The 23,514-nt window shown below is 62.0% G+C and carries 16 protein-coding genes and 1 pseudogene; 9 read left to right on the top strand and 8 right to left on the bottom strand.

All coding sequences use genetic code 11. The features are described from left to right. Positions 1-86: 86 nt before the first annotated feature. Both PVE98_RS10585 and PVE98_RS10580 read left to right on the top strand, forming a co-directional pair. Entirely contained in the window at positions 87-1,253 is a 1,167-nt protein-coding gene (locus PVE98_RS10585) for an ROK family transcriptional regulator (RefSeq protein ID WP_096073095.1), read from the top strand. A gap of 126 nt (positions 1,254-1,379) precedes the next feature. Beyond that, positions 1,380-2,792, top strand: a complete 1,413-nt coding sequence (locus tag PVE98_RS10580; RefSeq protein WP_096073096.1) for a sugar porter family MFS transporter — start codon at positions 1,380-1,382, stop codon at positions 2,790-2,792. Positions 2,793-2,874: 82 nt separating this feature from the next. On the opposite strand, the gene PVE98_RS10575 is transcribed toward PVE98_RS10580, so the two are convergent. Both PVE98_RS10575 and manA read right to left on the bottom strand, forming a co-directional pair. Then, the gene (locus tag PVE98_RS10575) at positions 2,875-4,374 is read right to left on the bottom strand and encodes a YdgA family protein (protein ID WP_033747340.1); all 1,500 of its coding nucleotides are present in this window, start codon (positions 4,372-4,374) and stop codon (positions 2,875-2,877) included. 132 nt (positions 4,375-4,506) lie between these two features. Then, positions 4,507-5,682 (bottom strand): mannose-6-phosphate isomerase, encoded by a 1,176-nt coding sequence (manA, locus tag PVE98_RS10570; RefSeq protein WP_313620517.1) that lies wholly within the window; start codon positions 5,680-5,682, stop codon positions 4,507-4,509. Positions 5,683-5,875: 193 nt separating this feature from the next. Here manA and fumC point away from each other — a divergent pair, with 193 nt between their 5' ends. Beyond that, positions 5,876-7,273 (top strand): class II fumarate hydratase, encoded by a 1,398-nt coding sequence (fumC, locus tag PVE98_RS10565; RefSeq protein ID WP_033747337.1) that lies wholly within the window; start codon positions 5,876-5,878, stop codon positions 7,271-7,273. Between the two features lie 43 nt (positions 7,274-7,316). Here the strand turns inward: fumC and tus are convergent, their stop codons facing one another. Then, positions 7,317-8,246, bottom strand: coding sequence for a DNA replication terminus site-binding protein (gene tus, locus PVE98_RS10560; protein WP_048780869.1), 930 nt, complete (start codon positions 8,244-8,246; stop codon positions 7,317-7,319). 212 nt (positions 8,247-8,458) lie between these two features. On the opposite strand from tus, the pseudogene PVE98_RS10555 reads away from it, so the two are divergent. From PVE98_RS10555 to PVE98_RS10545, 3 genes and pseudogenes are all read left to right on the top strand, one after another. Then, positions 8,459-9,642 (top strand): annotated as a pseudogene (locus tag PVE98_RS10555) (MFS transporter). Between the two features lie 192 nt (positions 9,643-9,834). Further along, positions 9,835-10,323 (top strand): Rrf2 family transcriptional regulator, encoded by a 489-nt coding sequence (locus PVE98_RS10550; protein WP_033747332.1) that lies wholly within the window; start codon positions 9,835-9,837, stop codon positions 10,321-10,323. A 188-nt stretch (positions 10,324-10,511) separates the two neighbouring features. Then, positions 10,512-10,844, top strand: a complete 333-nt coding sequence (locus tag PVE98_RS10545; protein ID WP_096073098.1) for a hypothetical protein — start codon at positions 10,512-10,514, stop codon at positions 10,842-10,844. Between the two features lie 90 nt (positions 10,845-10,934). Here the strand turns inward: PVE98_RS10545 and oqxB are convergent, their stop codons facing one another. Both oqxB and PVE98_RS10535 read right to left on the bottom strand, forming a co-directional pair. Beyond that, positions 10,935-14,087, bottom strand: a complete 3,153-nt coding sequence (gene oqxB, locus PVE98_RS10540; RefSeq protein WP_333620670.1) for a multidrug efflux RND transporter permease subunit OqxB — start codon at positions 14,085-14,087, stop codon at positions 10,935-10,937. A 17-nt stretch (positions 14,088-14,104) separates the two neighbouring features. Next, positions 14,105-15,265: an efflux RND transporter periplasmic adaptor subunit gene (locus tag PVE98_RS10535; RefSeq protein WP_096073100.1), complete on the bottom strand. Its 1,161-nt coding sequence runs from the start codon at positions 15,263-15,265 to the stop codon at positions 14,105-14,107. A gap of 304 nt (positions 15,266-15,569) precedes the next feature. Between PVE98_RS10535 and PVE98_RS10530 the strand changes: the two genes are divergently transcribed. The 3 genes from PVE98_RS10530 (at position 15,570) to PVE98_RS10520 (ending at position 16,707) form a co-directional block, all read left to right on the top strand. After that, entirely contained in the window at positions 15,570-15,914 is a 345-nt protein-coding gene (locus PVE98_RS10530; RefSeq protein ID WP_033747323.1) for a helix-turn-helix domain-containing protein, read from the top strand. Between the two features lie 86 nt (positions 15,915-16,000). After that, positions 16,001-16,435 (top strand): ribonuclease domain-containing protein, encoded by a 435-nt coding sequence (locus PVE98_RS10525; RefSeq protein ID WP_033747320.1) that lies wholly within the window; start codon positions 16,001-16,003, stop codon positions 16,433-16,435. 2 nt (positions 16,436-16,437) lie between these two features. After that, complete coding sequence (locus tag PVE98_RS10520) at positions 16,438-16,707, top strand: barstar family protein (protein WP_033747317.1); 270 nt, start codon at positions 16,438-16,440, stop codon at positions 16,705-16,707. Here PVE98_RS10520 and PVE98_RS10515 read toward each other — a convergent pair. The 3 genes from PVE98_RS10515 to PVE98_RS10505 are packed head-to-tail and all read right to left on the bottom strand — an operon-like array spanning position 16,704 to position 23,364. Further along, positions 16,704-19,079: a virulence factor SrfC family protein gene (locus tag PVE98_RS10515; protein ID WP_033747314.1), complete on the bottom strand. Its 2,376-nt coding sequence runs from the start codon at positions 19,077-19,079 to the stop codon at positions 16,704-16,706. The two genes, PVE98_RS10520 and PVE98_RS10515, sit on opposite strands and share 4 nt — an antisense overlap. Continuing rightward, a complete protein-coding gene (locus tag PVE98_RS10510; RefSeq protein WP_033747311.1) occupies positions 19,076-22,039 on the bottom strand; it encodes a virulence factor SrfB in 2,964 nt (987 codons plus the stop codon). The genes PVE98_RS10515 and PVE98_RS10510 overlap by 4 nt, the downstream gene beginning before the upstream one ends. Positions 22,040-22,041: 2 nt before the next feature. Further along, positions 22,042-23,364 (bottom strand): SrfA family protein, encoded by a 1,323-nt coding sequence (locus PVE98_RS10505; RefSeq protein ID WP_096073101.1) that lies wholly within the window; start codon positions 23,362-23,364, stop codon positions 22,042-22,044. Positions 23,365-23,514: the final 150 nt, after the last annotated feature.

The raw sequence follows: 23,514 nt of genomic DNA, 5'->3' as shown, positions 1-23,514 counted from the left end.
GCTGGAGGAGGCGTCACAGAAGTTAGTTAACGCTGTTTACTAACATAAGCGATACTGCATTTCTCACCTTATGGGGCTCAAACGCAATGAAGCAGATCGGCTTAAACAACTTTCAGGTGCGCAAACACAATAAAACGCTGTTTATGACCCTGATGTGGCGGCATAAACAGGTCAGCAAATCGCAGCTGGCGCAGCTAAGCGGGCTAACCATCCCGGCCACCACCAAAATCCTGAACGAACTTATCGACGAGGGGAAAATCGTTCATTCCGACGTGGCGCTGAGCCATCGCGGCGTCAACGGCGGCAGCTATCAACTGCCCTCCACCGGCCCCTGGACGCTCTGCATGTGCATTACGCCGACGCGTATCGAATATCAGCTGGCGGACGCGCAGCTGGTCGCGCAGGGGGAGTGTCAGCAGCGTGCGATCGACGCCGCGACCCCCGACGCGCTGCTGAAGGAGACAGAAGCGTTGTGGCGGCAGGTTTGCCAGCAGTGGCCAAAGAAAAAAATCAATCTGGCGCTGGCGGTGCATGGCCAGGTCGATCCCGTCACCGGCGTCTCGCAGCATATGCCCCAGGCCGCCTGGAAGGCGCCGGTCGAGCTGAAATATTTGCTGGAAGAGCGTCTGGGCATCGAGGTCAGAGTAGACAATGACTGCATCATGCTGGCGCTGGCGGAAAAGTGGCTGAACCGCAATCAGCAGAGCGAGTTCTGCGTCATCAACGTCGACTACGGCATCGGCTCCTCTTTCGTCATCAACGGCGAGATCTTTCGCGGCAACCTCTATGGCAGCGGGCAGATCGGCCACACCATCGTCGATCCGCAGGGCAGGCGCTGCAGCTGCGGTCGTCGGGGCTGTCTGGAAACGGTGGCGTCGCTGAGCGCCATGAAACAGGCGGCCCGCGCTATCGACAGCGCGGCGCCGCTGACGAATCGCGAACTCTTCGCGCTCTGGCAGCGCGGTGACGCCTGGATTATCCACTGGGTAAATCAGGCGGCCGAAGCGATCGGTATGAGCTTGTATAATTTCCTTAATACGCTGAATATTAATCAGATATGGCTCTACGGCCGCAGTTGCGCCTTCGGCGAAAGCTGGCGGCAAACCATTGTGCGGCAGATCGATTTCAATCCTTTCGATCCGCGCGACAGCGTGAAAAACAGGGCGACCAATATCCATTTCGGCCAGCTGGATCGAGGAAGCCAGCTGCTGGGCATCGGATACCTCTACGTTGAAAACACCGCGACCGGCTGACTTAGTAAACTCCTTTAACTAAAATCTGTGAGCCTCTGAACTTTCACTCTGCGTGAAGGGTGGTCATATAGCCGCACCTTGACCCTCCTGCGGAGTAGCAACGTGAAACAACAACAACAGCTCTTTATGCGTTATGTGTGGGGAATCTGCCTCGTGGCGGCGTGCGGCGGCTTGCTCTTCGGCTATGACTGGGTGGTAATCGGCGGCGCCAAACCCTTCTATGAAGCCTGGTTCGGCATTACCGACCCGGCCACCTCAGGCTGGGCGATGAGCTCGGCGCTGGTCGGCTGCGTGGCCGGCGCCGTGGTTTCTGGCTGGTCAGCGGACCGGTTCGGCCGCAAAATCCCGCTGATGATCGCTGCGCTACTCTTCGTTACCACCTCGATCGGCACCGCGCTGGCTACCAGTTTCGAACTCTTTGTCTGGTGCCGCATTCTGGGCGGCGTCGGCATCGGCATCGCCTCGGCGCTCAGCCCTATGTATATTGCGGAGATCAGCCCGGCGGACAAACGCGGCAAGTTCGTTGCGGTTAATCAGCTGACGATTGTCATCGGGGTGCTGGCGGCACAGCTGGTGAACCTGCTGATCGCTGAGCCGGTCGCCAGTGAGGCTACCCAGGAGACGCTGCGTCAAAGCTGGAACGGCGAATATGGCTGGCGCTGGATGTTCGCCTCCGCCGCGATCCCCTCGACGCTCTTCCTGGTGCTGATGTTTTTTGTGCCCGAATCGCCGCGCTGGCTGGTGATGGCGGGCAAAAAAGAACGCGCCCATGCCATGCTGCGAAAAATCGGCCCCGAGCCCTATGCGCAGCAAACCCTGACGGAAATTTCGCTGGCGGTTGAAAAAGATAAAACCGCGAAGCGCGCTTCCCTCGGCACGCTTTTCGAACCCCGTATCGCGCCGGTGATGGCGATCGGCATCGTACTGGCGGTGTTCCAGCAGTGGTGCGGCATCAACGTCATTTTCAACTATGCGCAGGAGATTTTCGCCTCCGCAGGCTTCGATATTAACGGGACGTTGAAATCGATCGTCGCTACCGGCCTGATCAATCTGTTGGCGACGCTGCTCGCGCTGCCGCTGGTGGATCGCTTGGGACGACGCAGGCTGATGCTGCTGGGCGCGGGCGGCTTAACGCTCTGTTACGGCCTTATCGCCGCCGCCTATATGCTGGGCATGCTGGGATGGCCGGTGCTGATTCTGGTGCTGGCCGCTATCGCCATCTACGCGCTCACGCTTGCGCCGGTCACCTGGGTGCTGCTGGCGGAAATCTTCCCGAACCGGGTGCGCGGGCTGGCGATGTCGGTGGGCACCCTGGCGCTCTGGATCGCCTGCTTTATCCTGACCTACACCTTTCCGCTGCTCAACGCCGGACTGGGCGCAGCAGGCAGTTTTCTACTCTATGGTCTGATCTGTGCCGTAGGTTTTCTGTTCGTGGTAAAAAAAGTGCCCGAAACCCGTGGCGTCACGCTGGAGAAACTGGAGGAGCAGCTTACGGGCGCGCCGCTGTCTGCGGCGAAAACCGCGCCTAACGAGGCGTAAGATTATCAGTGCAGGGAAATGCAGAAGGCGGAAAGGCTGGTCACGCAAGGTGACCAGCTTCTTCATCGCGAGGCGGGGTTGCTTACTGCGGCATGCCTTCGCTGGTGGGCAGGCCGAGCATATAGCGGGACATAAACTGCTCCAGCGTCATGGTGTCGCCGTTCATGTTCACCTGGCCGCCGTTGTACTGCAGGCTGGTGACGATATTGTTATCCTGCTGCTGGGTCAGACGGAACATCTGGCCCATCGCCGCCAGGCCTTTCACCTGCTGATCCGCCAGCTTCTGCGCGTCGTCGCCGGTATAACCCTCGGCCAGGCCGACGTTGCGCATCACTTCGGTCGCCATCGGCATATTGATCACCAGCTTGGCCGATAAGCTCTTCAGCACGCGATCCACCATGCCGGAGAGATTTTGCGGCTGTCCGGTCACGGTAGCGGGATCGTTGAAGTTAGCGGTGAGGTTAAAGGTGCTTTCGCCTTTCTCGTTTTTCCAGCTCAGCGGCGCGATGCTGACCATCGGCGCGCCTTTCAGCAGCGTCGGCAGGTTATTCATCAGAATAGTGTTGACGCCAGCCTGGTAGCGAATCGGATCGTTGGCGAGGCCCGGCTGATTCAGCAGGTCCTGCATCTGCGCGTGGTAGTTGTCGGAGAAGGCTTTCACCGCCTGGGCGTCGAACTGCGCCAGCTTCATGCTCAGCTTCGCTTCGCCGAAATCGTTGTTCTGCAGGTGCACGTTATCGACGCGATAGTCGATATTGCCGCTGATTTTGCCCGCTTTGTTATCAAACGACGAGGTGCCGTTGAGCTTCTGCAGCGTCAGCGCATCCTTGCCGTTGACGCTGGCGTTGAATTTCTCCAGCTCGACTTTCTGATCGCCGATGCGCACGCCTTCCGGCGTCAGGTGCGTATTGCCGCTTACCTTCACGCCGTTAGCGGTAAACAGCACCGGCATGCCCATCTCGTTTTTGCTGGTGATGGCGATGCTGTCGATATCGCTGTCTACCGAGACTTTATCGCCTTTGCTGTCTGCGCTGACGTTCAGCGTGCCGCCGTTGGTCGCCACGCGCTGGCCGGTCTGCGCATTCTGGTAATTAACCGGCAAAAAGTGCAGAGCGGTATCGGTCGCGCCGCTATAGCCGATGCGGGTATCCGCATTCGCCGGCGATTTATTGTCGGTCAGGGCGAACAGATTTTTCAGCGCATCGGTATTTTCCAGCTCGGTGTGCACCGACGCCATGCTCGGGATCAGCGTAAAGCGACGCAGCTGGGCGAACGGGAAGGGGCCATGATCGATGGTTTCGTTAAAGACGATGCTCTGGCCGGGCTTCAGGAAAGCGTTATCTTCTGTCTGGGAGTTGGCCTGCAGCACCAGTTTCGCGGTGCTGCTGAATACGCCGCGCTGGTAATCCTGATAGCTGAGCTTGAGGCGGCTGTTGGGCGCCAGAGCGTTAAGCTGCGTATTGGCGTTCTGCACCAGTTCATCCATATGGCTTTCCAGCTGCTTACCGGTAAACCATGCCGCGCCGGTCCAGATTACGCCCAGGGCGATAATCACACCTACGGCAACGTTGGTCTTTTTCATTGCTGAGTCGTCCTTATCCTTGTGTCCGCTTACGCCGCTGTCCGACGTCCGGCGAGGGAAGAGAAACGCCCGCGGGCGTTTTTCGCTAATAGATTGAAATAATAGCAGTTAGGGCCAGTTCCGTCAGCCGAATCAGCGCAATGCATTAAAAACGCGCGCCAGGCGGCCGCTTCCGGTGGCTTTCAGCGCGCCGTCGCTGGCAGGAACAAAGCAGGATTCTCCCGGACGCAGCGTCAGCTGCTGCTGACCCAGGGTCAGCGTCGCCTCGCCTTCAATGCAAAACAGGATTGCCGCGCTCTCCTGCGAGAGGATCTGCGGTTCGCTGTCCAGCGCGTGAATGGCGAAAGCGAAATCCTCCACCGGAATGGGGAAGTTCAGGGCGCGATCCTGCTGTTGCGGCTGGGTCAGCAGCTGCGACGCAGGTTTTGACTGAAACTTGACGTTGGCGAGCAGCTCGGGAATATCGATATATTTCGGCGTCAGGCCGGCGCGCAGCACGTTATCGGAGTTGGCCATCACCTCCAGCGCCACGCCGTTGAGGTAGGCGTGCGGCGTCTCGGCGTAAAGAAACATCGCTTCGCCCGGCTGCAGCGTAATCACGTTCAGCAGCAGCGGCGAAAACAGCCCGCTGTCGTCCGGGTAATCCGCCGCGATCGCCTTAATGGTTTCCCACGGCTGGCCGTCGCGCGCGTTGAGCGCGGCTTTCAGCACGCCCAGCGCCAGCGACTTCGCTTCCCCCTGCAGCGACAGCAGAGTGGTGAACAGCGTCGCCAGATTATCGCTGTCGGGGTGCTGCAAAAAGTGGGCGATCTGCGGATGCGCGCCCGCCACCGGCTGCAGCAGCGAGGCGATCTCCGGCAGCTCGCGAAAGCCGTTCATCGCCTGGAAAGGAGTCAGCGCGTAGACCAGCTCCGGCTTATGGTTGGCGTCTTTATAGTTACGCTCCGGCGCGTTGAGCGGGACGCCCGCCGCGTTCTCGCGTGCGAAACCCTCTTCCGCCACGCTTTTGCTGGGATGAACCTGAATCGACAGCGGCTGAGCGGCGCACAGCACTTTAAACAGGAAAGGCAGTTCGCCAAAGCGTTTCGCCACCGCATAGCCCAGCATCTCCTCGGGCGCGGCGTCGATCACGTCGCGCAGCGAGCGACGCTCGCCCTTGACCTCAACCTGTGAGGAACTTTTAGGATGCGCGCCCATCCACAACTCCGCCATCGGCGCGCCGCTGGGATTGGCGATGCCGTAGAGTTCAGTTAAGGCGGTTCTGCTGCCCCACGCGTAATTTTGCAGCGAATTGACCATTTTTTGCATAATTAACCCTTTAATCACGGGAAGTTATTGCGCCTATTAAAGCAGAAAATGGCACCGTTAATACATATGAAGTGCAAACAGCGCGTCAGACTCGCATAATGTTAAATTCTTGTATGTAAGAATTCTGCGCGTCCAGTGTTCTTCCCGCGCTGGGCGACCAATCACCACAACCTGTGCTAAAGGAGACGTAGACATGGCAGCCACGCGCATTGAAAAAGATTCAATGGGGCCCATTGATGTACCCGCAGACAAGTTATGGGGCGCGCAAACGCAGCGCTCGCTGGAACACTTCCGTATCTCGACAGAAAAAATGCCTACCGAGCTGGTCTATGCGCTGGCGCAGACCAAGCGCGCCGCCGCCACCGTCAACCGCGATCTCGGCCTGCTGCCGGCTGAACGCGCGGACGCCATTGTTAAAGCTGCCGACGAGGTGCTGGCCGATCAGCACAGCGGCGAATTCCCGCTGGCGATCTGGCAAACCGGCTCCGGTACCCAGACCAATATGAACATGAACGAGGTGCTGGCCAACCGCGCCAGCGAGATCCTCGGCGGCGAACGCGGCATGTCGCGGCTGGTGCACCCCAACGACGACGTTAACAAAAGCCAGAGCTCTAACGACGTCTTCCCGACCGCAATGCACGTGGCGGCAGTGATCGCGCTGCGCGAAAAACTGATCCCGCAGATTGAAACGCTGAAGAAAACCCTGAGCGAGAAGTCCAGCGCCTTTCAGGATATCGTCAAGATCGGCCGCACCCATCTGCAGGATGCGACGCCGCTGACCCTGGGCCAGGAGATCTCCGGCTGGGTGGCGATGCTGGAGCATAACCTTCGACACATCGAGCAGAGCATTCCTCACGTCGCCGAACTGGCGCTGGGCGGCACCGCCGTCGGCACCGGGCTGAATACCCATCCGGAATATGCGGTGCGCGTAGCGAAAGCGCTGGCCGAGCTGACCGGACAGCCGTTCGTCACCGCGCCGAATAAATTCGAGGCGCTGGCGACCACCGATGCGCTGGTGCACGCGCACGGCGCGCTGAAAGGGCTGGCGGCCTCGCTGATGAAGATCGCCAACGACGTGCGCTGGCTGGCGTCAGGCCCGCGCTGCGGCATCGGCGAGCTCTCTATTCCGGAAAACGAGCCGGGCAGCTCTATCATGCCGGGCAAGGTCAACCCGACCCAGTGCGAAGCGATGACCATGCTCTGCTGCCAGGTCATGGGCAACGACGTGGCGATCAATATCGGTGGGGCGTCGGGCAACTTCGAGCTGAACGTCTTCCGGCCGATGGTGATCCACAACTTCCTGCAGTCGGTGCGCCTGCTGGCTGACGGCATGGACAGCTTTAACCACCATTGCGCCGTCGGCATCGAGCCGAACCGCGACCGCATCTCGCAGTTGCTCAATGAGTCGCTGATGCTGGTGACCGCGCTGAATACCCATATCGGCTATGACAAAGCGGCCGAAATCGCGAAGAAGGCGCATAAAGAGGGGCTTACGCTGAAAGGCTCGGCGCTGAAGCTGGGCTATCTTACCGAAGAGGAGTTTGACGCCTGGGTGCGTCCGGAAGAGATGGTCGGCAGCATGAAGGCGTAATCCGCCGTCGTAATAAAAGGCCAGCGCTGCTGGCCTTTTTTCGTTATATCGGGCAGTCGACCCACAGGTGCAGCCGCGGGATCAGCAGATTAAGCGGCTGCGCCGCCGGCTTATAGCGGTGCTGCACATTATCCGCGTTGTAGTTCAGCAGTTCGCCCAGCACCGGCACCTGGCTGCGGTCGCGACACAGCACGACGATTGGCGACGGACAGGCGAGCTGCGTCTGTTTTTTCTCATCGGCGCGCCAGACGCGCGCGATCGGCTGCACCTTCACCGGGCGCTTGATCTTCAGCCGCGCGGTGGCGGGCAGGGCGCGCACGCTCTCCAGCTCATCCTGCACCTTTTCCGCCCACTGCTCGCGCGTCCAGGGCGCCTGCGCGCGGTTCGCGCTGAGGCTCTTTTCCAGCTGGGCGATAATTTCCTCGCGCTTTACGTTTTTAATCACGTGCTTGTTAGCCCAGCCGAAACGCAGGCTGTCCGGCGCCTGCAGCAGGGTAATGGTGCGATAGGCGTTAAGGGTAATCAGGCCGCGCAGATGCTGGTGCACGAACTCAAAGCGCGCCTCGCTCGGCAGGCCCGATTCCACCGTGATAATCTGCTCCAGCCGCGCCTTGTATTGATTCACCTGCGCGATCTGGTCGATAAGGGCGGTTTCGCGTTCGCCTTCGGCTTCAATGCAGAGCGCGCCGGGCAGGCGCACGGCCGCTTTGGTGCTCAGCTTTTCTGACTGATGCTGCATAAAGAGCCGACAGAAGTGCGCCAGCGCCATCTCGCGCGCGGCTTCGCCCAGGTGCTGCTCAACGGCGATTTCGGTCACCGCGTCATGCTCATGGCCTTTTTCAATCGGCGGCAGCGAGAACACCCGCGCGATCAGCAGTGGCTGCGCCATAATCATCTCGCGCAACTCGCCCAGCGACTGTTCGAGGCGGTTAGCGCAGTCATGCAGGTCGGAAATCAGGTCGTAACGCATCAGCGGTCTCCATAGTTACAACATATCCTAATGTGACAGAGATTGTCGCTGCGTGCAATCTGCGCTATTAGTTACAACATACTAATAATACTAACCAATCAAACCGTGCGGCCTGACGGCTAAACAGGCAAAGCAGGGCGAGCGGCGCCGTTTCGGTTTTTTCCTTATCTCATAACATGTTATAAAAGCCGCTACTGTACAAAAGGGTGACGGATGTGAATCAACGGAATAAACCCGGCGTGCTGGCGGTAGTGGTGCTGGGGCTGGTGCAGATACTCTCCTGGGGCGGCTCGTTTTATCTGATGGCGGTAATGGCGGCTCCGATCGTCGCGGAAACCGGCTGGTCGCAGCAGTGGGTCTATGGCGCGCTGTCGCTCGGCATTTTGGTATCCGGCCTGCTGGCGCCATTGAGCGGACGCATTATCGCGCGCACCGGCGGCCGGATGCTGCTGGCGCTGAGCGGGGCGGTGATGGCGATCGGGCTTGCGATAATGGGCTTAAGCCATTCGCTGCTGCTGTTTCTTGCCGCCTGGGTCGTTATCGGCGTCGGCATGGCGATGGGACTCTACGACGCGCTGTTCGCCACGTTGGGCACGCGCTACGGCAGCCAGGCGCGCAGCGCATTACCAGCATTACGCTAATCTCCGGCTTTTGCACCTCGCTGGTGTGGCCTGGCACCGCGTTGCTGATTCATCTGCTTGGCTGGCGCGGCGCCTGTTTCGCTATCGCCGCGATGCTGCTGCTGCTGGTGCTGCCTGCCTATTTTTACGCGCTGCCGGATAAAGCGGCGGCCCTGAAGCCGAAAGCGGCGATAGCGCCTGTGCCGCAGAGCGATATCGCGCCGTCGCTGTTCTGGCTGCTGTGCGCCATTTTTACGCTCGCCTCGGTGATCATGACGGCAATCTCGGTACAGCTGATCGCTTTGCTGCAGGCGAGCGGCTACACGCTGGCTGCTGCGCTGGGGCTCAGCGCCATTCTGGGGCCGTGTCAGGTGGGATCGCGCGTCGCCGATATTCTGTTTAAACGCGGCCATCCCATCTGGACCGCCTTTTTCTCGGTCGGCCTGGTGGCGCTCGGCCTGCTGTCGCTGGCGCTATTCCCGCAGCTTGCGCTGCTCAGCATGGTGCTTTACGGTGCAGGAAATGGCCTGCGCGCCATCGTGCGGGGAACTTTACCGCTGGCGATGGTCAAACCGGAGGCGTATGCCGTAGTGGTTGGCCGGATGGCGCGTCCGGCGCTTATCGGTCAGGCGCTAACGCCTCTGGCGGGCGGATATCTGTTTGAAACCTTCGGCGCGTCCGCTACGCTATGGATGCTTTGCGCGCTGGCGCTGCTTAACGTGGCGCTGGTGATGCTGCTGAAAAATCGGCTGCCGTCGGCCCCGCCAGCGGCGCTTTAAGGGCAGGGCGGAGGCTGGCGCGGCGCGGGCTGAACAGCTTGTGCTGTCGGCTGCCGGGTTTTAATGAATACGTGCCCTGGCGCCGTCGCCTTGCTTCTAAAAAGCAACAGTGTTTGTTATATTTATTGCTCACTGAATGTTCACTTACGCGGCAATAAAACAATAAGATGCACCGCAACTCAGGATAATGAAATGCTTGATTACCGCTTCCCGACAGCTTTGCAAATGGTTCTTAGCGTAGCGATGGCGGAGCAAATGGGTAAACGCTCGACCAGCGCCATTCTGGCATACGGCCTTGAGGCGAATCCCAGTTTCATCCGTAAGCTGATGGTTCCGCTCACCCGCGACGGCATTATCGTTTCGACGCTTGGCCGCACCGGTTCGATTCATCTGGGGCGTCCGGCCAGCGAAATCACGCTGCGCGATATTTATACCTCCGTGATTGAGGACAAAAAGCTCTGGGCGTCGCGTCCGGACGTCGCGCCTCGCTGTCTGGTCAGCGCCAATCTTTGCTGGTACTTCAAATCGATCGCCGATGAAGCCGAGCAGGCTTCGCTGGACGTGCTGGAAAAACGCACCGTCGCCGACGCGCTCGAAGAGCTGAAGAAAGGCAACGAAACCGAGTGCGCGCCTGTTCTGGAACCGGATGCTATCGAAGACCTGTGCAAAAAAAGCCGCTAAACGCGGCTTTTTTTATGCTCCGCAGCGCGGCGTACTCCATTCCTGTCCTGAATTTTCCTCTCCACCCATAACAGCCAATTCCCCTCTATAGCAAAAGCACCCGGCTAAATGACGCTGTTTTTATCCGATTGATAATCCAGAAAAAGCGTATTTTCCCGACTGATTTTTTTGTATCTATGGAGAGAGAAATGGCCTTAATCAACTGTCCGGAATGCAAATCGGGCATCAGTGAATCCGCTTTTAAATGTCCTTCATGCGGACATCAGGTAAAAAAACCGAAGCGAACGCTGTTTGGGAAAATCGTTAAGATCGTATTTATCCTGTTTAACCTGCTGATGATCTATTCTATTTTCGCCGGTATGGGCGCGAGCGGAGACGTGATCAATAACGCGGCTTCCGATGCAGAACGCGCGGGCGCGGCGTTAGGCGCGGGTATGGGCGCGATGATGCTGGGGATCCTCTGGGTCGTGGGCGATATCATTATCGGCACGCTGGTTTTTCTGACGCGTCCCAAAGCCTGATATAACTTTTCGTAAAGCGTTGAGATAATAAAAAAAGCCGCTAAAAGCGGCTTTGATAAATAATGGGCGGTCGCTGACCGCCCTTACTCTTTACGCTGTCTGCATCGCCTCTTTCGGCGCCTTGCGCGTCACCAGCTTACGCAGCGTGACGTAGAACACCGGCGTCAGGAACAGACCGAACAGGGTAACGCCCAGCATCCCGGCGAACACGGTGATGCCGGTGACGCCGCGCACTTCTGCACCCGCGCCTTCGCCCAGAATCAGCGGCACGGTACCGGCGATAAAGGCGATAGAGGTCATCACGATTGGACGCAGACGCAGACGACACGCCTCCAGCGCCGCTTCCACGATGCCTTTGCCCTGCATCTCGAGCTCGCGGGCGAATTCCACGATAAGAATGGCGTTCTTACATGCCAGCCCCATTAGCACCACCAGACCGACCTGCACGAAGACGTTGTTATCGCCGCCGGTCAGCCAGACGCCGACCAGCGCCGACAGCATGGTCACCGGCACGATCAGGATCACCGCCAGCGGCAGCGTCCAGCTCTCATAGAGCGCGGCCAGCACCAGGAACGCCAGCAGCACCGCCACCGGGAAGACGATAAAGGCGGTATTGCCCTGGGTCGCCTGCTGATAGCTGAGATCGGTCCACTCGATATTCATCTCGTTCGGCAGCAGCTGACTGGACATCGCCTCCAGCTGGGTCATCGCCTGCGCGGAAGAGAGGATACGCGGATCGGCGTCGCCAATCAGGTCCGCCGCGGGGTAGCCGTTATAGCGGATCACCGGATCGGGCCCGTAGGTGGTGGTGATATGCACCATGCTGCCGATAGGCACCATCTCGCCGCGATCGTTGCGGGTACGCAGGTTAGCGATATCCTCCACGCTGTCGCGGAACTCACCGTCCGCCTGCGCCATTACGCGCCAGGTGCGGCCGAAGCGGTTGAAGTCGTTGACGTACGACGAGCCGAGATAGGTCTGCAATGTGCTGAAAAGATCGGTCAGCGATACCCCCTGCGCCTTGGCCTTATCGCGGTCAACCTGCACGTCGAGCTGCGGCACGTTCGCCTGATAAGAGGAGATGGGATAGTGCATGCCCGGCGTCTGCATTACCGCGCCGGAAAGGGTATTGATCGCCGTCTGCAGCGCGCCGTAGCCCAGCCCCGCGCGATCCTGCACGTAGAGCGAGTAGCCCGAACCCTGGCCGAGGCCCAGAATCGGCGGCGGCATAATCGAGAAGCCGAAGCCCTGCTGCAGCTGGGCGATCTTCGCGTTGATTTCCGCGTTAATCTCCGCCGCGCTGTGGGTGCGTTCGCTGAACGGCTTCAGGCCGAAGAACACCGTGCCGGTATTCGGCGTGTTGGTGAACTGCAGCGCATTCAGGCCGGGGAAGGCGACGGAGTAGGCCACGCCTTCGGTATTCATGCCGATTTCGCTCATCTTGCGGATCATCTCGTCGGTACGCTCCAGCGACGAGCCTTCCGGCATCTTCACGCCGCCGATCAGGTAGAGCTTATCCTGCGTCGGGATAAAGCCGCCCGGCACGGCGTGGAACATAAAGCCCGCGCCCGCCAGCAGCAGCACGTAGACGCCGAACACCGCGCCGCGACGACGCAGCGTTTTGCCGACCAGCCCTTCGTAGCCGTGCGCGCTGCTGTTAAAGAAGCGGTTGAACGGTCGGAACAGCCAGCCGAGCAGGCGATCGATAATGCGCGTCGGGATATCTTTCGGCGCATGGTGATCCTTCAGCAGCTTCGCCGCCAGCGCCGGCGACAGCGTCAGCGAGTTGATGGCGGAGATCACCGTGGAGATGGCGATGGTGACCGCGAATTGCTTATAGAACTGGCCGGTAACGCCGGAGAGAAACGCCATCGGCACGAACACGGCGCAGAGCACCAGCGCGATGGCGACAATCGGCCCGGAAACTTCGCGCATCGCCTGATGCGCCGCCGCCTGCGGCGAGAGGCCCAGCGCGATATTACGCTCGACGTTCTCCACCACCACGATGGCGTCATCCACCACGATGCCGATCGCCAGCACCAGTCCGAACAGGCTCAGGGTATTGAGCGAGAAGCCGAGCAGGTAGAGCACGCTAAAGGTCCCGACCACCGAAACCGGCACCGCCAGCAGCGGAATGATCGAGGCGCGCCAGGTCTGCAGAAACAGGATCACCACCAGCACCACCAGGGCGACCGCTTCCAGCAGCGTATGCACCACAGCGCTAATGGAGTCGCGCACGAATACGGTAGGGTCGTAAGGCGCGGCCCACTGCACGTCGTCCGGGAAGCGCGTCGCCAGCTCGGCCATTTTGGCGCGCACCGCGTTGGAGAGATCGATGGCGTTGGCGCCCGGTGCCTGGAAAATACCGATGCCGACCGCGTCCTTATTGTTGAGCTGCGAGCGCAGCGCATAGCTGCCGGAGCCCATCTCAATGCGCGCCACGTCGCGCAGCCGCACCAGCGAGCCGTCGTCCGAGGTTTTCAGGATGATATTGCCGAACTGCTGCTCGTTTTCGAGGCGGCCCGCAGTGTTGATAGAGAGCAGAAAGTCGGACTGCTTCTTCAGCGGTTCAGCGCCGAGCTGGCCGGCTGACACCTGCACGTTTTGCTCCTGCATCGCCGTGATCACGTCGGCGGCGGTCAGGCCGCGCGCGGCCACCTTGTTGGGATCGAGCCAGACGCGCATCGCATATTCGCCCGCGCCGAAGATCTGAATCTGGCCCACGCCCGGCAGGCGCGCCAGCTCATCCTTCACCTTCAGCGTGGCGTAGTTGCGCAGGTAGAGCGAGTCGTACTTACCGTGCGGCGAGAACATATGCACCACCAGCGTCAGCGTCGGCGACATCTTCTGGGTGGTGATGCCGAGGCGGCGCGCATCCTCCGGCAGGCGCGCTTCCGCCTGGGCGACGCGGTTCTGCACCTGCACCTGCGCCTGATCGGGATCGGTGCCGGGACGGAAGGTGACGGTGGTCACCAGCACGCCGTCGGAACCGGCCACCGATTTCATATACATCATATTTTCAACGCCGTTGATCGCCTCTTCCAGCGGCGTCGCCACCGAGTCGGCAATCACCTTCGGGTTAGCGCCGGGATATTCGGCGCGCACCTGCACGCTGGGCGGCACCACGTCCGGGTATTCGCTGATCGGCAGCAGCGGAATAGCGATCAGGCCGGTAACGAAAATCAAAATCGACAAAACGGCGGCGAATATCGGCCGGTCGATAAAAAAGCGGGAAAAGTCCATAGCGGCAGTAGCCTCAGTTAGTTGGCGTTAGCCGCGCGCATCGCGACCTGCTGGGCCGTTACCGGCATTCCGGGCATAAACACTTTTTGCAGCCCGTCGACGATCACGCGGTCGCCCGACTGCAGCCCGCTTTTCACAATGCGTAAACCCTCGGCCATCGCGCCGGGCTGAATGTCGCGGCGCTGCGCTTTGCCCTCTTTATCCACCACATAGACATATTTGCGATCCTGATCGGTCAGCACCGCCTTGTCGTCAATCAGCAGCGCCTGGAACTCTGCGCTGCCCGGCAGGCGGACGCGGGAGAAGAGGCCGGGCGTAAACTGACGCTGCCGGTTATCAAGCAGGGCGCGCATGCGGATGGTGCCGGTGCTGGCGGTGAGCTGGTTATCGGTGAAGTCGACCATGCCGCGGTGCGGATAGCCGCTTTCGCCCGCCAGACCGATTTCGACCGGCAGTGAGCCGCGCTGCTGGCCCTGACGCGCCATCGCCTGATAGTGCAGGAAGGTGGTTTCATCGACGTCGAAGTAGACGTACATGCGATCCTGCGACACCAGCGAAGTGAGCACGCTGGCGCTGTCGCCGGCGGTCACCAGGTTGCCGGTGGTGATCATGGCGCGGCTGGCGCGTCCGTCGATCGGCGCGGTCACGCGGGTAAAGTCAAGATTGAGCTGCGCCATATCCACGGCCGCCTCGGCAGCGAGCACGTCCGCCTGCGCCTGGCTGGCGGCGGAGCGCCGCTGCTCCCACTGCTCACGCGACACCGCCAGGGTGCCGATCAGCTTCTCGGTGCGCGCCGACTCGCTGCGCGCCAGCGCCGCCTGGCTGCGCGCGCGGGCCAGTTCGGCCTTCGCCTGCTCCAGCGCGGCGCGGTAGGTGCGGTCGTCGATGGTGAATAGCACCTGGCCTTTTTTCACTTCGTCGCCTTCGCGGTAGTTCACCGCATCGATATAGCCGGAGACGCGCGGGCGCAGCTGCACGCTCTGCACCGCTTCGATGCGGCCGTTAAAACTGTCCCACTGGCTGACGGGCTTCATCACCACGTCGGCGACGCTGACCTGAGGGGGCGGCGGCGGGGCGTTTTGCGCCACGCCTTTGTCACATCCGCTGAGTATGCTGCTGAGCAGCACCGCGCCCAGAAGGGTTGAACCCTGACGAACCCACTTCGTTTGTCTGTTCATTATTGTTATTCCGCATAGCGTTAAAAAAGAGCCCACAAAGGCGGGCCAATATTTGCAACTTTTAAGATTGCAATTAATCGCGAGGAGTGTAGGCTTGGGCATCCAGCAACTGCAAGAATATCTGATACACTTTATGTGCGGTTTTGACTGAGATAGAGCGGGGCGGAGAATGTCCTTACGGCGAGTGCGGCATTTAATGTATCAATCCAACTTGCATTAAATGGCAAAGTCAGTCACCCTTAAAGTGTAATTGCAACTGATACTGATACTGATACTGTTCGCAACGGCGACGGGAGAAAATGGGATGATGAGCGACGCATTTATTCACGATCTAATCGACTGGATCGATAACAACATCGAAGCACGTCTGGATCTGGACACCGTATCGGAGCGCGCAGGCTATTCTAAATGGCACCTGCAGCGTATGTTTAAAGAGCACACCGGCTATCCGCTGGGTGAGTACATCCGCATCAAGAAGCTGAAGAAATCCGCGGATCGGCTGACCACCACCAATGAGCCGATCCTTAACGTCGCGATTTCGCTGGGCTTTGACTCGCAGCAGTCTTTCAACCGCAGCTTTAAACGCCAGTACGGCGTTGCGCCAGGCGCCTGGCGTCGCCACGGGGCGCAGATGCAAGCCATGCAGTGATCCCCGCAGGGCCAGCTTCGCTGGCCCGCGCTGTATCTGCCCGCTAAAGCTGGTATCATCAGCGTCCTGTTGTCTGGGATGCCATCATGTCGAAAAAACTCTGGATTGCACTGATCATCGTGCTTGCGGCCGCCTGGGCCGGTTTTAAACCCCATCTGAATGTTTCACCCACGCCTGAATCCGGCGACATCAGCTCGCTGACCGATGCGCGCACCGTAGCGCGTTACCTGCTGCAGCATCAGCAGCTGCCGACTTATTACATCAGCAAAAACGACGCGCGCCGCCGCGGCTGGGATCCCGCCAAAGGCAATCTGTGCGAAGTGCTGCCCGGTAAAGCGATAGGCGGCGACCGCTTCGGCAACCGCGAAAAGCGTCTGCCGCAGCGCAGCGGACGCTTATGGTATGAAGCGGACGTCAACTATCGCTGCGGTCATCGCGAGGCGGATCGGCTGGTCTACTCCTCCGACGGTCTGGTCTATATCACCACCGACCACTATCGCAGCTTTAAGCAGGTGCCCTGAAGATGCTGACCATTACGCTCGACTTTCGTCGCCTGGCGGATCGCGACGCGCTCTACCAGACGCTGGCGCAGCAGAGCCATTGCCCGTTCGCCTTCGGCAATAATCTGGACGCGCTGTGGGACTGGCTGACCGGCGGCATGGCGCTGCCGGCGCGCATTCATCTGCGCCACGCGGCGGAGGCGGAAAAACGCGACGAGTTTGCCGCCGTGCTGGCGCTGCTGGAAGAGGCGGCGCAGGCGCTGGAGGGCGACCTGCGCCTGAAGCGGGATTAGCTGCGCAGCGGCGCGAGGATCGCGGCCAGCGCGGCGCGCGCGGCAGGCGAGACGTCGCGTCCGCCGGCGTAGCCGTTGTTCTCCAGAATCACCGAATTCAGCCCGACCAGCCAGTCATAGATGTAGTAGGCAGTATGGTTGGCTGGTGCGGCGGAGAGACGCGTCAGCCGCTGTCCGGCAGAGAAATTAACGCTCGGCGCGGGCGGACGTGAGAAAATCGGCTGACCGCGATTGACGCGGCTCGGCGGGCGTTCGGCTTCGTCACGCTGTAAAAAGCCCAGCCAGGCGACAAAATCCCCCAGCACCGTCATGGCGCGGGAAACCTGACGATCGGCGCGCGACTCATGGGTAACGGAAGGGTTTTCCGGCTCGTGCAGCGCCTGCTCCAGCGACGTCAGCATATCGAGGCGGAAGCTGGCGACGATCAGCTCTTCAACCAGCCACTCCAGCGTGCCGCGATCTACATTCAGCAGCGTCAGCAGGCTGCGGTTCTCCGGCAGTTCGCGCAGATGATCGAGCCACAGCGCCATCACCTGGCGCGCGAAGCTCTGTCCTGCGGCGCTGACGTGATGCTGCGCGGTCGCAGGCTCGGCCAGCGGCGTATCGCTAAAGAGATCGAATTCAAATCCGACGCCGAAATGCTGCGCGGGGGCCTCGGCGCGGATCGCGGCGGTCGTGGTCGGCGCGTCATGCTGGCTGAGCCAGAGCTGACGCAGCGTTTCGCGCGGCGGCTGCAGCCGCTCCAGCAGTTCGCCGTGCAGGCCGGTGCGGTGCTGCAGACATTTCAGCAGGGTATCGGCGATGGTCTGCCTGCGCGCGGCCTGTTCGGCGCTTGCCTCGGCGTCGATCCAGGGCAGCAGACGACGCTCCAGCACGCTGTGCTGCAGGGCGCGCAGCTCGGCCAGCAGCCGATCGCGGCGCGCGTCGGGCTGCATCTCTTCCTGCAGCCACTCCGCCATGCGATCGACGCCGGCGCGATCGAGCGCCAGCATCGAGCCCCAGCGCTGGCCGGGCTGGCCAATCTGGCGCTGCACCGCCTCATCGACGTTGATCTGCTGATGGCGCGCGTCGTAAGAGGTGATTGCCCAAATCAGACGAGGCTTTTCGCCGTTTTCGCGCGGCGGCTGATGCAGCTGCCATTCGCGCAGCGCGCGGCTGGCGACATCGACATCCTGACGCTGGCTGGCGGCGGTGCAGACCAGCATTAAATCGACCCCCTGGCGCGTGGCGTAAAAGCCGGGCAGCAGGGCGCGTTTCTGCTCCAGCAGTCGGGCGCGCAATGGATCCTGCTGCGCCAGACGCTGACGCTCCTCCAGCGCCGCCGCATCGGCGGGCGCGCCGGGGGCGGGCAGATCGAGCATATCGGCGTCGTCGAACAGGGCGGTGCGCGGCGTCGAGCTTAAGGGGATAACCAGCTCCAGCGTCAGCAGCGCCAGCCAGCCGAGCGGCGCCAGCTGCGGCTTGCCGATGCGGTTGCCGTTCAGCGGACAAACTTCCACCTTCATCTGCTGATCCTGCTCGCTGGCGGGCGCGATCAGCTGTTCGCTCGGCAGCAGCGCGTCGTCTGCCAGCAGGCTGAGCGGCGCGAGCACGCGGCTGGCGCTGCGCAGCTGATGGCGCAGATGCAGCAGCGCGCGCAGCGCCTCGCTCAGCTCCGGCTGCGTCGGCCACAGCAGCGCGAAAAGCTGCACCCGGTCGTCGACGCTGAGCGCGGGCGCAAGCTCCACCGCCTGCGGCCAGAAATGGCGGTCGAGCCGCGGCTCGTGACAGCGGTGACGACGGCTCCAGGCCCAGAGCGTGACCAGCGCGTCGCTGTCGAGCCCGCCGACCGGCGCGTTGAGGCGCTGGCGCTGCAGACGCTGCAGCTGCTGGTCGAGCTGGGCGCTTTCCGGCTGCGGCGCCGCATGGCGGCAGCTCAGCACCAGACGTAAAATTTCCGCCTCGGTCAGCAGCGTCAGCTCTACCGGCCATTCGCCGGAGAGCGGCTCGCGCTGATGGCAGTAGCGGGTCGCCGCGGCGAAGTCGAGATTGCCGGGATTGATCTGCTGAAAGACGTTAAGGCTTTTTTCGCCCAGACGCGTCAGCAGCTGACCCTGGGCATCGGCGACCATTTCGCTCAGCAGCCAGGCTTTGCCCGCCTGCGACTGGCCGAACAGCGCCAGCGTCACCGGACGGGCGACCTGCTGGGCGAGCGCGTCGCTCTGGGCGCGGGCGCGGCGCAGCTGGCGCGTAAAGGTTTCCGCCTCCAGCGCCAGGCGCGGCGACGCGTCGCGGTGATCGGCGATCCAGCCCAGGCTGGCGTTGAGCGCCTCCTGCAGCAGGCCAAGTCGTTTTGCCAGCGTCTGCGGCTGGCGCGGTTTTACAGTTCTCATCGTTTGCAAAGGCTTCCGCTGTCAATCCAGTACTGGGCATTGGCGTTGCCCGTCGGCGAGAGAGTGTTGAGTTTCAGGCTCAGCTGCTCGAGCGGCACGCGGGTGCCGTCGTCAAGGCGCGCGTCGCTCAGCACCAGCCGCTCCGGGCCGGGCAGCGTCGGGCCTGGCGCCACCGCCAGCTTCACGCGCAGCACGCTCTCTCCGGCGACCTTGCGCGCCAGCTGAGCGTCGTTCAGCGTCAGGCTGTAGAGCGGCGACGCGGGCCAGCGATCGTTATCGAGCTGGCGGAAACCGAGGCAGACGTTGCCGCGAATGCGGAAGCTGCTTTTCCGGTCCAGCGCGAAGCCCCGGTCGTCGAGATCGATATCGCTGTAGCAGAGATTATCGTCGGTCAGCGCCTGGTTTTCGTCGAGCACGCCCAGATAGCGGATAGTCGAATAGGGCTCGAAATCGCCCGCGCGGAACCAGAAGCTGTTCAGGCGCAGATCCAGCGCCAGCAGGCAGAGCATCGCGCCGACCGCCGCGGTGGATTTCGGGTTGTCGATACGGCCATGTTTGTTGAACGGATACCAGTCGCTGGTGTGATAGCCCTCCAGCGACAGAATGCGGCTGCCCGGCAGCGGCTGCAGATGGCGCACCAGCGCCTGAATGCCGGGGAAGCGCGACGGGCGTCCGGTGAGCAGCAGCACGTCGCACTGATAGAGCGACACCACCTCGCACATCGAGCGCAGCGCCGGAATGATCGCCATGCGGTGCTGCATAAACTCGGCGTGCAGCTGGGCGAGACTGACGATCAGCGGCACTTCCAGCAGATCGAAACCGCTGTCGGCGCCCAGCGCGCGCTGGATTTCGCCGTTGATAAAGGCGAGCACCGCGTCGGCCGGGCGGCTCTCCACCAGTTCGCCAAACAGGGCGTTGATCTCCGCGTGGCTCTCCAGCGGATCCCAGTTCTCGTAGCGCTCCAGCACCGCCTGCGCCAGCGGAATAAACAGCTGCAGCGTTGCCTGCTGGCGCAGCGTCGCCTGGCCGTCGAGGCGGCCGTCGTGGCCGAATAGTTTGTTCAGCAGCGGCTCGGCCAGCGTCAGGCCCGCTTTCTGCAGGCTCTGCTGCAGCGCAGGCAGGATCCAGAGCTGGATCACGTCCAGCAGAATATCGTCGCCCGCGACTTTGAAGCCTTCGCGGAACAGCAGGCGCGGAGTGATTTTGACGTTATTGCCCTGGCCGTCGTCGAGACGGTAGTGGGTAATCGCCAGATCGGTGGTGCCGCCGCCGATATCGATCGAGGCGATGCGCAGGCTTTTGCCCGGCACTTCATCTGCTTCGCGCGGACGATCCGGGCGCGCGGTGCTGCTAAAGAAATCCTGCGCGCGACCGGCGAAGTTGACCTGCGTTTCGTTGAACAGCCATACCATCTGGCCGCAGGTGGCTTCGTCCCACTCCATCTGCACGTCCGGCACCGGTTTGCGGCAGATCGGCGGCGCGGCGGCGTCGAACGGCTCGTCGGCGGCGTGCCAGCCCTCGGCTTTCCACACCAGCGCGATCGCCTGCTGCATGCGGCGGCGGAAAATTTCGCGCTCCGGCTTCGGCATCGCGGACGGCAGGGTAAGGATGACGTGGCGCAGCTGGCGCGGCGCGTGGCTCTGCGGCATGCGCTGGCGCTGCGCGGCGCTGTTCATCTGCATCAGCGCCTGCGCCAGCAGTTCGCACAGCATAAAGGTCATCAGCGAGCTGCGGCTGTAGTGGGCGGAAAAGACCGGCAGGCGATCGTCGTCGGCGAGCGCGTGCAGCGGCTCGCCTTCGTCGTTCAGCAGAAAGGTAAAGGGCGCGGCGTTGGCCTGCGGCTCGTTCGATCCCTGCGGCTGATTAAAGCGCCAGCCTGGCTGATAGCGCGCCTCGTCCCACAGATAGCGGCGCGGGCTGGAGATGCCGGTGCTGCCCTCAAGGCCGGCGCGCTGCAGCGCCAGGCGGCTCGCTTCGCGGCCGACGCGCGTTAGCGACGGCCACATAAAGGCATTTTCGCGGCCGCTCTGCAGCGAAAAGCTCGCCTTGCCGAAGTCGGTTTCAGCGAACTCCAGGCGGCTGTCGAACAGTTCGTTATAGACCTGATGCGGCTGCGAGAGGTCGCGCAGCTGTAATTCGTAGGTCTGCTTCAGGCCGTTGCTCTCTTCGGGATGATCTTCCACCAGAATGCCGCAGGTGTGCGAGTTGCCGACGTCGAGAATGATGTCGACGTTCACCGCCGGCGTCTGCTGGGTAGCGGCCTGCAGGTGGATATCGCTCAGGTTGAGCTGCTCGCCGAGCAGCTCAAGCAGGTTCAGGTAGTGTGCCTGATATTCGAACTCGCGCAGCGCCTGCGCGATCGCCTGCTCGCGGCGGTCGCCGACGCGGTCGCTGAACGCTTCGCGCAGCCAGCCGTCGACCCAGATATGATCGAGAAACTCGCCCAGCTCGTAGTTGTGCCAGGCGAGCGAGAAGGTCACGCCATTTTGCGCGTCGGCGGCGGTCAGGCCAAGCTGTTCGCCGCCATCCTCCTGCGCCACGCAGCGGGTATCAAACGCCAGGGTTACGCGATGGGTATTGCCCGCCGCGTCCGGCTGCGCCAGCGCGGTGAGGCGCAGGCGCGCCCAGTTCTCCGGGCCGCCGATAAAGCGGCGGCCGCTGGCGCAGCGCAGCATCGGCAGCGGCAGCCAGCAGTCCGCCAGCAGCGCCAGCGAGTCGGCCAGCGCCACGTCCGATTCCGGGCGCACCACTTCCGGCGCGCCGCCGTCCTGCGGATAGAGCAGAAACTTGCCGCTGTTGCCGTCGACGTTGAGGCGCAGCAGCGGGCCGTTCGCCGTCTGGCGCACGAACTGGCGGCGCGCCTGACCTGCGGCGATGCGCAGGCCAAAATCCAGAAACTGTACGCCGCTCTCTTCAATCAGCGTGATTTTTTGTTTGTCATCGATCAGGGGAGCCAACATGGTTACTTACTCTCACGCTTAATCGTCATCGGGAAGGATTTATCGTCGCTGAACAACGCTTCGCACACGGCGGCGCCGTCTCCCGGCTTACACATCAGCTGCGGCATGCGGTAGCGCGAGCCATCGCTGCATTTGGCAGTATAGCGGCTACGCACCGAGAGCTGGCCGCTGCCGAGCATGGCGGCGGTGACCTCGTCGGCGCTGCAGCGCAGGTTATTGCCCTGGGTGACGGTGGCGCTGCCTTTGCCGCCGCTGAGCTCATAGTGCAGCACCGGCGACGCGCCGCCCGGCAGGGAGTTCTGCATCACCACGCGCCAGCGGCCGTCGACGACGTTAATCGCGCCGGTGCGGACATCCTCCACGCTCATTTTCAGCGCGTCGCCCGCGGCGGGAACAGCGGGCGTCACGACGCTGGCCAGCGTTGCGGAAGGCGCAGGCGTCTCGGCGGGCGCGGCGACGCTGGCGGGCGTCTGCGGCAGGGTGGCGGCGAGCTTTTGCGCGGCGATCAGTGCGGCAAGCGGCGCGACAGCGGTGGCCGATGGAGCGGCGGCAGGCGCAGCCTGCTGCGGCGCGGCGACCGGCGTCGGCTGATGCAGCCAGAAAGCGGCGGCACCGGCAACGGCCAGCGCCACCGGCGCAAGATACAGGAGGCGGAAGGCGCGGCGCTGTGTGGCCGGCGCGACCGCGGGCGGGGCTGCTGATGTAACCGCGGGCGGCTCGACGACCTGAGGAGCTTCGACAACGGGTTCCGGCAGCGGCTCCGGCTCAGCGATCATCGGCACCATCGCCGGCTGCGGCTCGACGACAGTCAGTTCCGGCAGCAGCGGCGGCAGCGACGCCTCCAGCGTATCACGCAGGCAGGCGAGCGCGTCGTCGCGCGTGCGCGACTGCGCGTCGACAAAGCCCCAGAAGGTGATCACCGGCTTGCCGTCCACCAGGTAGACATACTGCTGATCGGGAAACTGCAGCGCTTTGCCCAGCAGCGCGCCGAACAGGCGCATCGCCGGATTGTCGGCCTCGCGCGCGCGCGCGCTGAGATCCTGCATCTCCTGCTGCGTCGCCGTCAGCTGTTCCAGCGCCAGACGGCGCTCGTAATCGCTGGCGCCCAGCCAGGATTTTACCTTGCCGCTGAAGGGCGCGTACCAGTCGAGGCGGTCGCCGCGCGCGTTGGGCTGAGGGATTGCCAGGCAGTTTGCCAGCACGGTCTGACGGCGCAGCCGCAGCGTTTCACGAATTTGCAGGGCGGATGCGTAGACCGGCTGGCCGTTTTCACCCAGCGCCAGCACCGCGTCAAGATTGCCGCTGCGCAGAAAAGTTTTTGCCACCTGTTGGGCCCTTATCGGTCGAAGTGTGAGGCAGAAAATCGTGTGATATCGGCGATTGGAGTGATTTTACGCGGAGCAACGGCAAATCAAACGCCGGAAAAAACGGTGATTAAGGGCGTTTTTCGCGCGCTGCGATAAAAAATGCGCAGC

It is taken from the genome of Pantoea sp. GABEPS69, from assembly GCF_045780835.1.
Taxonomy (GTDB): domain Bacteria; phylum Pseudomonadota; class Gammaproteobacteria; order Enterobacterales; family Enterobacteriaceae; genus Pantoea; species Pantoea septica.
Note: the sequence above shows the minus strand (reverse complement) of the source record. Positions and strands in the feature narration are given on the sequence as shown.

Coding starts and splice junctions, on each gene's coding strand:
- PVE98_RS10530 (WP_033747323.1), top strand. CDS start 15,570: ATGATGAGCGACGCATTTATTCACGATCTAATCGACTGGATCGATAAC.
- PVE98_RS10585 (WP_096073095.1), top strand. CDS start 87: ATGAAGCAGATCGGCTTAAACAACTTTCAGGTGCGCAAACACAATAAA.
- PVE98_RS10515 (WP_033747314.1), bottom strand. CDS start 19,079: ATGAGAACTGTAAAACCGCGCCAGCCGCAGACGCTGGCAAAACGACTT.
- fumC (WP_033747337.1), top strand. CDS start 5,876: ATGGCAGCCACGCGCATTGAAAAAGATTCAATGGGGCCCATTGATGTA.
- PVE98_RS10520 (WP_033747317.1), top strand. CDS start 16,438: ATGCTGACCATTACGCTCGACTTTCGTCGCCTGGCGGATCGCGACGCG.
- manA (WP_313620517.1), bottom strand. CDS start 5,682: ATGCAAAAAATGGTCAATTCGCTGCAAAATTACGCGTGGGGCAGCAGA.
- PVE98_RS10550 (WP_033747332.1), top strand. CDS start 9,835: ATGCTTGATTACCGCTTCCCGACAGCTTTGCAAATGGTTCTTAGCGTA.
- PVE98_RS10580 (WP_096073096.1), top strand. CDS start 1,380: ATGCGTTATGTGTGGGGAATCTGCCTCGTGGCGGCGTGCGGCGGCTTG.
- oqxB (WP_333620670.1), bottom strand. CDS start 14,087: ATGGACTTTTCCCGCTTTTTTATCGACCGGCCGATATTCGCCGCCGTT.
- PVE98_RS10535 (WP_096073100.1), bottom strand. CDS start 15,265: ATGAACAGACAAACGAAGTGGGTTCGTCAGGGTTCAACCCTTCTGGGC.
- PVE98_RS10545 (WP_096073098.1), top strand. CDS start 10,512: ATGGCCTTAATCAACTGTCCGGAATGCAAATCGGGCATCAGTGAATCC.
- PVE98_RS10575 (WP_033747340.1), bottom strand. CDS start 4,374: ATGAAAAAGACCAACGTTGCCGTAGGTGTGATTATCGCCCTGGGCGTA.
- PVE98_RS10510 (WP_033747311.1), bottom strand. CDS start 22,039: ATGTTGGCTCCCCTGATCGATGACAAACAAAAAATCACGCTGATTGAA.
- PVE98_RS10525 (WP_033747320.1), top strand. CDS start 16,001: ATGTCGAAAAAACTCTGGATTGCACTGATCATCGTGCTTGCGGCCGCC.